General features: G+C 71.4%; 10 protein-coding genes. 2 read left to right on the top strand and 8 right to left on the bottom strand.

Annotated elements, in window-relative coordinates; all coding sequences use genetic code 11:
* Positions 1 to 47: 47 nt before the first annotated feature.
* Positions 48 to 1061, bottom strand: a complete 1014-nt coding sequence (locus tag ACFFRH_RS10265) for an ABC transporter ATP-binding protein (RefSeq protein ID WP_386155874.1) — start codon at positions 1059 to 1061, stop codon at positions 48 to 50.
* Positions 1062 to 1658: 597 nt separating this feature from the next.
* Between ACFFRH_RS10265 and ACFFRH_RS10270 the strand changes: the two genes are divergently transcribed.
* A complete protein-coding gene (locus ACFFRH_RS10270) occupies positions 1659 to 3164 on the top strand; it encodes a condensation domain-containing protein (RefSeq protein ID WP_386155876.1) in 1506 nt (501 codons plus the stop codon).
* Here ACFFRH_RS10270 and ACFFRH_RS10275 read toward each other — a convergent pair.
* Both ACFFRH_RS10275 and ACFFRH_RS10280 read right to left on the bottom strand, forming a co-directional pair.
* Positions 3101 to 3991 (bottom strand): NAD(P)-dependent oxidoreductase, encoded by an 891-nt coding sequence (locus tag ACFFRH_RS10275; protein WP_344745399.1) that lies wholly within the window; start codon positions 3989 to 3991, stop codon positions 3101 to 3103. The genes ACFFRH_RS10270 and ACFFRH_RS10275 overlap by 64 nt on opposite strands.
* 3 nt (positions 3992 to 3994) lie before the next feature.
* Positions 3995 to 5122, bottom strand: a complete 1128-nt coding sequence (locus tag ACFFRH_RS10280) for an NAD(P)-dependent oxidoreductase (RefSeq protein WP_344745398.1) — start codon at positions 5120 to 5122, stop codon at positions 3995 to 3997.
* Between the two features lie 184 nt (positions 5123 to 5306).
* Between ACFFRH_RS10280 and ACFFRH_RS10285 the strand changes: the two genes are divergently transcribed.
* Positions 5307 to 5642, top strand: a complete 336-nt coding sequence (locus ACFFRH_RS10285; RefSeq protein ID WP_344745397.1) for a winged helix-turn-helix transcriptional regulator — start codon at positions 5307 to 5309, stop codon at positions 5640 to 5642.
* Positions 5643 to 5679: 37 nt separating this feature from the next.
* Here ACFFRH_RS10285 and ACFFRH_RS10290 read toward each other — a convergent pair whose 3' ends face one another.
* From ACFFRH_RS10290 to ACFFRH_RS10310, 5 genes are all read right to left on the bottom strand, one after another.
* On the bottom strand, positions 5680 to 7692 hold the full coding sequence (locus ACFFRH_RS10290; protein ID WP_386155880.1) for an anthranilate synthase family protein: 2013 nt from the start codon (positions 7690 to 7692) through the stop codon (positions 5680 to 5682).
* The gene (locus ACFFRH_RS10295; RefSeq protein ID WP_344745396.1) at positions 7689 to 8396 is read right to left on the bottom strand and encodes an isochorismatase family protein; all 708 of its coding nucleotides are present in this window, start codon (positions 8394 to 8396) and stop codon (positions 7689 to 7691) included. The genes ACFFRH_RS10290 and ACFFRH_RS10295 overlap by 4 nt, the downstream gene beginning before the upstream one ends.
* A 303-nt stretch (positions 8397 to 8699) precedes the next feature.
* Complete coding sequence (locus tag ACFFRH_RS10300; RefSeq protein WP_344745395.1) at positions 8700 to 9470, bottom strand: 2,3-dihydro-2,3-dihydroxybenzoate dehydrogenase; 771 nt, start codon at positions 9468 to 9470, stop codon at positions 8700 to 8702.
* Positions 9471 to 9483: 13 nt separating this feature from the next.
* A complete protein-coding gene (locus ACFFRH_RS10305; protein WP_386155883.1) occupies positions 9484 to 10959 on the bottom strand; it encodes an amidohydrolase family protein in 1476 nt (491 codons plus the stop codon).
* The gene (locus ACFFRH_RS10310; RefSeq protein WP_344745389.1) at positions 10956 to 11237 is read right to left on the bottom strand and encodes a phosphopantetheine-binding protein; all 282 of its coding nucleotides are present in this window, start codon (positions 11235 to 11237) and stop codon (positions 10956 to 10958) included. The genes ACFFRH_RS10305 and ACFFRH_RS10310 overlap by 4 nt, the downstream gene beginning before the upstream one ends.
* Positions 11238 to 11255: the final 18 nt, after the last annotated feature.

The following is an 11255-nucleotide window of genomic DNA, read 5'->3' on the forward strand; positions in this document are numbered from 1 at the left end:
GTCCGCCTCGGTCCGTCGGGGTCGGGAACGTGGACATGTCGTCCGCCTCAGTCCGTCAGGGTCCGGCCGGACAGGCGCAGGAACACGTCCTCCAGCGTCGATCTCCGGACGAGGGCGGTGATCGGGGTCATCCGCGCGGCGGTGACCGCGGCCAGCGTCGCCTCGCCGTCGCGCGTGTAGACCAGCACCCGGTCGGGCAGCACCTCCACCCGTTCCCCCTCGCCGGGGCTGACCAGGGCGTGGAGCTTCTCCGCGGCCTGCTCGTGCTCGTCGATCCGGAACCTCAGCTCCAGGACCTCGCGCGTCGAGTGCCGGCGGATGAGCTCCTGGGGTGATCCCTCATCCGCGATGAGCCCCTTGTCCATCACCACCAGGCGGTCGCACAGCTGCTCGGCCTCGTCCATGTAGTGGGTGGTGAGCAGCAGCGTCACCCCCTGCTGCTTCAGCCTGAACAGCCGGTCCCACAGCACGTGCCGCGCCTGCGGGTCGAGCCCGGTGGTCGGCTCGTCGAGCAGGAGGATGTCCGGCTCGTTGATCAGGGAGCGGGCGATCGTGAGCCGCCGCCGCATGCCGCCGGACAGCGCCCCCAGGGTCTCGCCCGCCTTCTCCTCCAGCTGCGCGAACTCCAGCAGGCGCTCCGCGCGCTCTTTGATCACGCGGCGGGACAGCCCGAAGTAGAGGCCGTACATCGTCAGGTTCTCGCGCACGGTGAGGTCGGGGTCCAGCACGTCGTCCTGCGGGACCACGCCCAGGCGGGCGCGGATCCTCCGGCCGTCGCGGGCGGGGTCCATGCCGAGGATGCGCAGGGTTCCGGCGGTGGCCGGGGAGACGCAGCCGAGCATGCGCATGGTCGAGGACTTGCCCGCCCCGTTGGGGCCGAGGAATCCGAACGCCTCCCCCCGGTCGACGTGGAAGTCGATCCCGGCCACGGCCTGGAACCCGGTGCCCCGCCTGTCCCGGGGCGGGTACGTCTTCCTGAGCCCCTCCGCCCGGATCAGCGGTGTCGCGCTGTCGTCGCCCGCCATGGTCCCTCGACTCTCCGGCACGATCAGTCGAATCACCCATAGATCACGGGATCTTCCGAGCACGATTTTGCAAGAGTTGACGTAATCTGCGCAATATATTTACCAGACTAGCGGGGCGTCGCGGACGAGCGGCCAGACACCCGGAGACCGCAGGGGACGCCTCGTGAGCGCCCTCCCCGACGCGCCCGGAGCGGTTTCACTTCCCCTGCCCTCCGGCCCCTCCCGGGATCGCGGCCTTCTCGTGGCCTGGACCCAGAGGGCTCGGGCCCGGCGGCCTCCTCCCGGATCTTCCCCGGGAACACACCCACTGGAGTGCCGCGACGGGCGGGTGACGTGACGGTCCGGACGAAATCGCGGCGCCCCTAAAGAGCTTGCGGGCTTTTCTCAAGTTGTTTCAGATTAAAGCGCATATTGTGCATCCAGGGCGCGCGTCCTACGATCGCAGCCAGCCCGAGGAAAGGGAACCGGAGGCGCGCGACGTGGGCTTTATGACACGGAAACCTGACCGCGTGACCGGGGGCGCCTGTCATGAATGGCCGGAACCCGTCGCGACCGCTTTCCGTTCGAGGGTTCTGCTGCGCATTCGCAGTTAATGACACGTCAATTACGTTTTACGGGCAAGAAGGACGGACAATGCGCACGTCTCACCCTGTCAAGGCGTCCCATCCCGTCAGGGCGTTTCACCGGGTCTCGGTGACCTTCCGCGCGCCGTACGGGGATCGGGGAGCCCTGACGTGGGGACAGACGGCGATCTGGGAGGTGCTGCGCTGGCTTCCGCCCGGGGACGCCTCGCTGAACCTGCTCGCCGTGTGCGAGGTCGAGCCCGGCCGCGACGTCGACGACGTGCTCGCCGCCGTCCGCGCGCTCGTCGAGCGCCACGACGCCCTGCACACGCTGTTCCCCCGGGACGACGGGGACGGAGGGAAGCCCGTCCAGGTGGTCCTGCGCTCGGGCGAGCTGGAGGTCGCCGTGCACGAGACGGGGACGAGGAACCCCGTCACCGTGGCGGCGTACGCCGGGGCGAGGCTGCGTGACACGCCGTTCGACATCGGCGGGGAGCTCCCGTTGCGGGTCGCGGTGGTGACCACGGGAGGTGTCCCGGTCCGGGTGGTCCTGGTCGTGAGCCACATGGCGGTCGACGGGTGGAGCCTGAAGATCGTCTGCGAGGACCTGAGGACGCTCCTCTCGGCCCCCGCCGCCCTCGGACCCGCGGCGGAGCAGCCCCTGGGGCGCCTCGCCTACGAGAACTCGGAACGTGCCGGACTCCGGGAGCGACGGGCCTTCGACTACTGGGCCGAGGCCGTGCGCGAGCTGCCGCGCGTCTGGCTGGAGGACCTCAGGCAGGGCGGCGAGGCGAGGCAGGACTGGTCCGAGATCCGCTCCCGCGCCCTCTCCCGGGCGATCCGCGCGCTGGCCGCGCGCGCGTCCGTCACCCCCGGCACGGTGCTCCAGGCCACCGTCGCGCTGCTCCTCGGCCTGTACAAGGGCGAGGACGACGTCGCCCTGCGGCTCATCGTGTCCACCCGCTTCAAGCCGGAGACGCGGCGCTTCGTCGGGGCCTTCAACCAGAACGCGCTGCTGCGGCTCCGCCTCCGCCAGGAGTCGTTCTCCGGGTTCCTGGCCCACGCCGGAAGGGCCGCGCTCGCGGCCTACGGCACCTGCGAGTACGACCCCGTCCGGCTTGAGGAGCTCGTCGCCCGCGTCACCGGGGAACGCGGCATCGGCACGGACGGCTACTGCTTCCTCAACGACATCAGGTTCGACGCCCCGGCCCCGCCCGCCGGGCGCCGGCTGTCCCCGGCGGAGTACGACGCCCTGCTGGACGAGACGGAGCTCGTGGAGCCGCCCCACGACACCGACCAGAAGGGCGCGACGTTCTTCCTGTACGTCCACGAGCTGTCCGAGCGCGCGGTGCTCACCCTGTGCGCCGACCGGCGCTTCCTCGGGCCGAAGGGTCCTGCGGACTTCCTCCTGGATCTGGAGTGGCTGGCCGTGGAGGCGCTGCGCACGGACGCCGGGCCGCTCCGGCTCGCCGAGGCGCTGGCGGCCCGGAGGTCCTCCCCCGGGCCGCGAGGTCACGGTGCCGGTACGGGTCTTCCGAGCACCTCCGCCAGGCGTGAGAAGCTGTCGCCGCCCTGACCGGCGTCGATCGCCCGCCGGGCGACGGCCTGGGCGGCGCTCAGCACGCCGGTGTCGATGCCCCGGGCCTGGGCCGCGTGGATGATGTGCTCCATGCCGGCGGCGGCCGACAGGATGGTGGACTGGTCGCCCGGGTGGTCTCCGCCGTCGAAGTGCTCCGCGAACTCGTCGATGATGGCGGGGAGCAGGGCACCGATCCCCTTGGCGAGCGGGGCGAGGTCCCTGGCCGCGATGTCCTCGGCGGCGGCCAGGGCGAAGGCGTGGACGAGGCCGCTCATGGACGTCCAGAAGAGGTCGAGCAGGGCCACGTCGTGCGCCGCCGCCCTCCCGGGATCCGCGCCCAGGTAGGCGGAGGTGCCGCCCAGGCTCGCCAGCGCCCGCCGATGGGCGTGGTGGATCTCCTCCGGTCCGCTGTACAGGACGACGGCCGCCGGGCCTCCGATGGTCGGCGTCGGGGTCATGATGGCCCCGTCGAGATAGTCGATGCCGCGTTCGGCTGCCCACTCGGCCATCAGGCGGGCGCGTTCCGGCGTGTCGGCGGTGAGGTTGACCAGGGTGCGGCCCTTCAGCGCGTCGGCGGCCGGGGCGACGATCGCCCGCACGGCGTCGTAGTCGATGACGCAGGCGATCGTGAGCGGGCTCGCCGCGACCGCGTCCGCGACCGTGTCCGCGCGGGTCGCTCCCCGGGCGACGAGGTCCCCGGCCCTGGCGGCCGTCCGGTTCCACACGGTCGTGGGATGGCCTTGCGCGAGGAACGCTCCGGCCAGTGCCTGCCCCATCGGTCCCAGGCCGAGAACCGTCACGGGGGTGGGGTGGTCGTGGGTCATGTCCTACTCCGATCCGAGGTCGTACGATGCGGCGTCCGTGACTTTCGCGGGATCCACGGCCCTCGTGGGATCGTCCGTGGCCCTCGTGGGGTCCGCGCCCCTCGCGGGGTTCGTGCGGAGCAGGTCGATCAGGGCCGAGAGGTCGTCGCCGCCCCGGTTCGCGGCGACCCCCCGATCGAGCAGCGCCCCCATGGGCTCCAGCAGTTCGGTGCGGACGCCCTGGTCCCTGCCGGTCTCCAGCAGGTTGACGAAGCCCTTCGCCTGCATCCCCAGGTTCGAGGCGGTGGCGGAGTGGTCGTTCGCGTCGTACGCCTTCGCCATCGCGGGAAGACTGGTGAGCATGGCGTTGAGCCACGCGACCACCAGCGGCGTGAACTCCGTCGCCGGGATCCTCTCGGAACCGGTCAGGGCGACGGCCTGGAGGAAGCCGCCGAACATCCCGTACATCGCGCTGAGCAGCGCGATGTCGTACAGGGCGGCCCGGCCCGCGTCCTCGCCCAGGTAGTCGACGGCGCCCAGCGCCGACAGGGTCCCCTCGTGAGCGGTGAACGCCTCGGGCGATCCGCTGCAGAGGACGAGGGATCCGGGGGTCCCGATCATCGGGGGGACCGCCATGATGCCGCCGTCCAGATAGTCCGCTCCCCGCTCGGACGCCCAGCGGGCCAGCTCGCGCGCCTGGCGGGGCGTGCCGTTGGTGAGGTTCACCAGGGTCCGGCCCGCCAGGAGGCCGGACACGGCGCGGGAGCCGTCGAGGGGGCCGGGGGTGCCGGGAGTACGGGAGCCGTCCGGGGCTTCGAGGGTGCCGGGGGTGCGGGAGCCGCCGTCAAAGGTCCCGAGGGTGTCGGGGGTGCGGGAGTCGTCGGGGGTCCCGGGCGTGTCGAGGACGTCCTCAAGGCCCGAGGGGCCGGGTGCGCCGAGGACCTCGCGCACCGCGTCGTAGTCCAGCACGCAGACCACGACGACCGGGCTCGCGGCGATCGCCTCCGCGGCGGTGGCCGCCTCGGTCGCGCCCCGCGCGGTGAGCTCCCCGCCCCTCCCCGCGGTACGGTTCCACACGGTCGTGGGATGGCCGTTGTCCAGGAACGCCCCGGCCAGTGCCTTTCCCATCGCCCCCAGGCCGATGACTGTCACCGGTGGACGATCGTCGGTATTCATTTGTCCCCCTATTTCATGCGGTGTCGGCATAAGAAGGTCCCAGTCCCGGATCCCTTCGTGACCCCGGCTGGGACGTTTCGATGCTGGCGTGCCGCTGAAATTTCCTCAAGTACCTACTATTTTGTCAGGTACTAACCTTTTTGTAAGCATGAGGAGCGGGATGAAGAAACAGACCTACTCGTGCGGGCTCGACGCCGCCGTCGACGTCGTGGGCGGCAAGTGGAAGGCGCTGATCCTGTGGGCGCTCCACTACGGGGCCCTCCGGTTCGGGGAGCTGAACCGGAGGGTGTCGGGCATCAGCGAGAAGATGCTCATCCAGCAGCTGCGGGAGATGGAGTCGTACGGCCTCGTGCACCGCGAGGTCTATCACCAGGTCCCGCCGAAGGTTGAGTACTCGCTGACCGAGTTCGGCCACTCGCTCAACACCGCGCTCATCCCGCTCGGCGAGTGGGGCGAGATCCACATGGAGACCATCGAGGCCCTCCCCCGCCCCTGAGCGTCCGCCGAACGGTGCCCCGTCTCGTCGTTTCCCCTCACCGGGAGAGCCCGGCCTCGGACGGGACGGGGTTGTCGGCGTGTACCAGCAGGTCGTTGAGGACCTCGCCGAGGATCTCCACACCGTTGCGGGTCAGCACCGACGCGGGGTGGAACTGCACCGAGACGAAACCGGGGCCGCGCAGCGCGTGGACCTCGCCGCTCGACGCCTCCCTGAACACCTCGACCATGCCCTCACGCTGCGGGCAGGGGAACCGGTCGGCGGCGCTGCGGGCGGCGAAGGTGTTGTAGAAGCCGACCAGCTCCGTCCGTCCCAAGAAGTCGATCTTCCGCTGCACGCCCTGGTTGGGGAACGGGTTACGGCTGATCTCCAACCCCAGCAGCGTGCTGAGCACCTGGTGGCCGAGGCAGACCGAGAGGAAGGGAATGCCCAGCTCCAGCAGGCGCCGCGTCGCGTCCCTGAGATGGGCGATCTTGAAATCGTCGTGGTCCCTCGGGTCCCCGGGCCCCGGGCCGACGATGACCAGGTCGTGCTCCTCCAGCCGATAGTCCTCGTCGAACCGGCGCACGCCGACCTCGCATCCCAGCGCGGCGAGCTGGTGCCTGGCCATCGCGGTGAAGGTGTCCTCGGCGTCGATCACCAGCACCCTGCGGCCGACCAGCCTGGGCACGAGGTGCCTCCGGCTGTCCGGGCCCTCGAACCAGAACCCGGCGAGCGGCGCGTTCCGCTCGATCAACGCCCGCCGTATCCGCGGGTCGGTGCCCATGTCCTCCGGCTCGGCCGGAGCGTCGGCGCCGTCTCCCGGCGCGTGGCGCAGCGCCTCCAGCAGCCCGGCGGCCTTCGTCCGGGTCTCCTCCGCCTCGGAGGCGGGGTCGGAGTCGCGGACCAGCGTGGCGCCGACGGCGATCCGCATCCGGCCCGTCGCGTCGATGTCGGCGGTACGGATGACGATCGCGGAGTCCAGCGCCCGGCCGCCCTCCTCGTCCCGGCCGATCAGCGCGACCATGCCCGCGTAGTAGTCCCGGCCCTCCGGCTCGTAGCGGCTGATCACCCGGCACGCGCTCTCCAGCGGGCCGCCGGTGACCGTGGGCGCGAACATGGTCTCCCGCAGGATGTCGCGCACGTCCAGCGAGCTGCGCCCCTCGATCAGGTACTCGGTGTGCGCCAGGCGCGCCATCTGCTTGAGGTACGGCCCCACCGTGCGGCCACCGAGGTCGCACACCCGGCCCATCATCTTCAGTTCCTCGTCGAGCACCATGTAGAGCTCGTTCGCCTCCTTGCTGTCGGACAGGAAGCCGAGCACCCCGCACACCTCGGGCCCGTCCGCCGGGTACCGGTAGGTGCCGCTGATCGGATTCATCACCACGGTGCCCGCGTCGAGGCTGATGTGCCGCTCGGGCGAGGCGCCGACGAAGGTTCGCCCGCCGGTGTGGATCACGAAGGTCCAGTGGCAGCCGGGATCCCTGCCGAGCAGCCGCCGGAAGAACACCAGCGCCGTACGGGTCGACCAGTTGGTGATCTCGGCGGAGAACGACCGCTTGATGACGAAGTTCGCGCCCGTTCCCCGGCCGATCTCCTCGGAGAGCACCCGGCGCACGGTGGCCGCGTACTCCTCGTCGTCGGAGTCGAAGGCCCCCTCGCCCAGCTCGATCGGCCCGTCGGGGAGCCGGTCGAGGACCTCGCTCATCCGCAGTACGGCCTGGTCGACGACGGTCATCGCGAGCAGCGGGGCCTCGTCGTCGGGGAAGGCGTACCCGCGCTCGCCGATCTGGCGGTACGGCAGCAGCGCGAGCACCTCGTGCCGGGCACCGGCCCCCTCGGCGGCGTCGTCATCGGATGGCAGCGGGATGTCCGCGATGCGGCCGACCTCGGTGGTCTCCCCGACGAGCAGGTCGAGCCGGTCCGCCCCGGTCGAGCCCGGACGGTGCAGCAGCGCGAACGGGGGCGCCTCCGGACCGAGGATCCGGTCGAGCAGGCTCGCGTCGGTCACCGGTCCATGCACCGGCCCGCTCGTCGGTCCCTTCGTCGGTCCTGTCTTCGTCGCCGTCATCGTCTCGCTCCTTCCAGGACCGCCTCGTCCAGGACCGCCGCGTTCGGGACCTCCGTGTTCAGGGCCACCTCGTCCGGTGCTCCCCTGTCCGCGACCGCCCCGTTCAGCATCGCCAGGGCGGACCGGGTGGACAGGGTCACCGAGCACCTCGACGCCGCGTAGTCCAGCGCCTGCCGGTGGTACTCCCGCGAGAAGTCGGCCACCGCGTCCGCCACCACGAACGTCTGGATGTCCTGGGAGAACCCCTCGTGCGCGGTCATCAGGATCCCGACGTGGGCGTACACCCCGCAGATCACCAGCTGGTCGCGCCCCCTCTCGCGCAACAGGTCGAGCAGGCCGGTACGGCAGAACGCGCTGGGCCGCCACTTGGTGAACACGACGTCGGGGCCGAACGGGGCCAGCCGGTCGATGATCATCCGGTGTTCCGGGGCGGCGCTCATCCCCGCGCCCCAGAAGTCCTTGAGCAGGCCGCGCTGCTCGTCGGTCATCCCGCCGGGCTGGGCGGTGTAGACGACCGGCGCGCCGAGCGTGGCGAAGCGGGCCCGCAGGGTCGCGACGTTCTCCACCAGGTCGGTCGTGGGAGCCTCCCCGTGCGGGAACGGGCTCAGGAAGTAGTTCTGCATGTCATGGACGAGCAGCACCGCGCGATCGGGATCGATGGTCCAGCGCGCGATGTTCTCGGGCAGCTCGTCTTCGGTCGGCATGGGATAGGAATCGATCGCCGGGATCGCCATGGTGTGCCTCCGCTCTTCGTGAAGTTCCGGGCTCTGGGGCTCGGCCGCTCCTGGTGTCGCTCTCGGGCTTCCGGGCTTCCGCTCGGCCGCTCCTGGTGTCGCTCTCGGGCTCTCGGGCTTCCGCTGTTTCGGACTTCTGGGCTTCTGGGCTTCTGGGCTTTCGGCAGGGCCCGGTTCCGGTTCCGGCCCGTCCTGGTGTCGTTTCCGTGGTCGCTTTCGGTGTCGCTTTCGGTGTCGCTCATGACCGGTCGTCCAGTCCCGGCCGGGGCGTGCTCAGTTGCCCAGGGCGGCGCCGCCGTCGACCGTGAGGTCCTGCAGGGTGATGTGCGCGGCGCGGTCGGAGAGCAGGAACATCACCGCGTCGGCGACGTCGGCGGGCCGCGCCAGCCGCCCCATCGGGATGCCGACCCGGAAGGTCTCCGGCGCGCCCTCGATGGAGACCCGCAGCGCGTCGCCTCCCTCCCACAGCGAGGTCAGCATCGGCGTGTCGGTGGAGCCGGGGGCGACCACGTTGCACCGGATGCCGTGCTGGGCGAGCTCCAGCCCCAGGCACTTGGTGAAGCTGCTCGCCGCGGCCTTGGACGCCGCGTAGGCCGCCATGTTCCAGCGCGGGGTCCTGGCCGCGTTGGAGGCCAGCGTGACGATCGCCCCGCATCCGCGGGGGATCATCCGGTTGGCCACCGCCCTGCTGACGTGGAACACGCCGGTCGCGTTGACCGCGAACGTGGTGTCCCAGTCGGCGTCGGTGAGCGAGGCTCCCGTGCCGACGCGCAGCACCCCGGCGGCGTTGACCAGGTAGCGGATCGGCCCCAGCTCGCGTTCCGCCCGCTCCACCGCGCGGTCCACCTCGGCGCTGGAGGTCACGTCCACGACGAATCCCCGGACGCGGTGCCCGGCCTCGGAGAGTTCCTTGACGAGCTGGTTCAGTGCCTCCGCGTTCGCGTCCACGGCCGCGACGGCGACGCCCTCGGCGGCCAGCGCCCGCACCACCGCCTCGCCGATACCGCCTGCCGCCCCGGTGACCAGGGCCGTTCCGTCATGCATCGGTGATACCTCCTCATCGGCGTGCCGCACGGGTCAGCGTGGCGACCAGCTCGGGATCGACACCGAGGCAGCGCACCGAGAAGGTGCCGAGCGCCTCGATGTAGTCGGCTTCGAGTTCGTCCTCGTCGAGACCGGTGGCCCTGCCGCCCTCCACCAGCGTCCGGCCCGCGACGATCACGGTGTCCACGTCCGTCGAGCCGCCGAGCGCGAGGAAGCTCTCCAGCGGGCGCGGGTTGAGCAGGTAGCGCCAGTCGTCGGCGGGGATCAGCAGCAGGTCCGCCTGCTTGCCCGCCTCGATGCTGCCGATCTCCCCGGCCCAGTCCAGCCCCCGGGCCGGGAGCCGGGTGGCCATCGCCAGCGCGTCGGTCGGCAGCACCTCGGTCGGGTCGGCGTACATCTCGTTGTAGATCTGCCAGGTGACCCGCATCGCCTCGGCCATGCCGCCGATGGGCAGCGCGGCGCCGTCGGTGGACAGCGAGACGTCGAGCCCGGCGCGCCGGAACTCCGGTATCGCCCGGGTCTCGGTCAGCGAGGACTCCCCGGCCGGGCCGTACTTCGCCGGCGAGTGGCTGATGTGCGCGTTCGCCGCGACGAGCATCTCGCGCTCCTCGTCGTCGGCGAACGCGCAGTGCACCGCCATGAACCTGCTGGAGAGCAGGCCGAGCTCGGCGAACCTGCGTACCGGGGTCGTGCCGTAGTAGCCGCGCGTCACCTCGGCCTCGTTGCGCAGCGCGCCGACGTGTGTGGCGAACGGCACGTCGTACCTGGCGACGAGTTCGGCGAAACCCGCGCCGAGCTCGTCGGTCATGTTGACCCCGTAGACCGAGGTCGGCCGCGCCCGCACCAGCCCGCCGGGGTCTTTCGCGCAGTCGCGCAGCAGGTCCTCGATCCGCCGCAGCACCACGTCGGCGTCGCGGGTCCTGCGGAACCGCGACTCGCCGGGGGCGCAGACCGCGTCGCTCGCCCAGGTGCTGACCACGCACCGCATGCCGAGGTGGCGGGCGGCCGAGACCAGCGCCTCGGGCCGGTTGAACGAGCCCACGTCCCCGAGGGTGGTCGTGCCGGAGCGCAGCTGGGTCCACATCGAGTAGCGGGCGATGGCCTCGGCCTCGTCCGGGGTGAGCCGGTCGATCTGGTCGTGGAAGGAGTCGAAGACCACCGAGATCTGCTGGAGGTCGCCGCCCAGCGCCATGAACGCGGGCTTGTCGTCGCGGTCGGCGGCGGGCCGCAGCGCCCCCTTGAAGGGGAACCGCATGGCGAACAGGTCGTGCCAGTGCGCGTTGACGAAGCCGGGCAGGATCATCTTGCCTCGGGCGTCGATCGTGCGCAGGCTCTCGCGCTGCCGGGGCTCCAGGGCGGCCTCGATCTCCTCGGTGGTCCCGGCGGCGACGATCCGTTCGCCCTCGACGAGCACGGAGCCGTCGGGGACGACCCGCGCCCCGGCGTCGGCCGGGTAGAGGCAGCCGCCCCGGATCAGCAGCGCGCTCATCCGACGGCCTCCCCCGATTTCACCTGGCGGGCCTCCCAGGCCGCGCGCAGGTGCCGCTGCCACGCCTCGACGGTCGGCTCGGCGGCGAGCTCGCCGAACTCCACGGCGATGCCCTGCCGGCGCCATCGGGTGACGAGCCGCATCATCTCCAGGGATCCGAGCCCGAGGAAGACGAGGTTGGCGTCGCCGGTGATCTCACCGGGCTCGGTGCCGATGATCGTCGCGACGGCCTGCCGCAGGTCGTCGGCCGTGGGCGGTGCTGAGATTTCGCGTCGCATGTCTGGTTCGCCTTTCCT

The organism is Streptosporangium vulgare (assembly GCF_042428775.1).
GTDB lineage: Bacteria > Actinomycetota > Actinomycetes > Streptosporangiales > Streptosporangiaceae > Streptosporangium > Streptosporangium vulgare.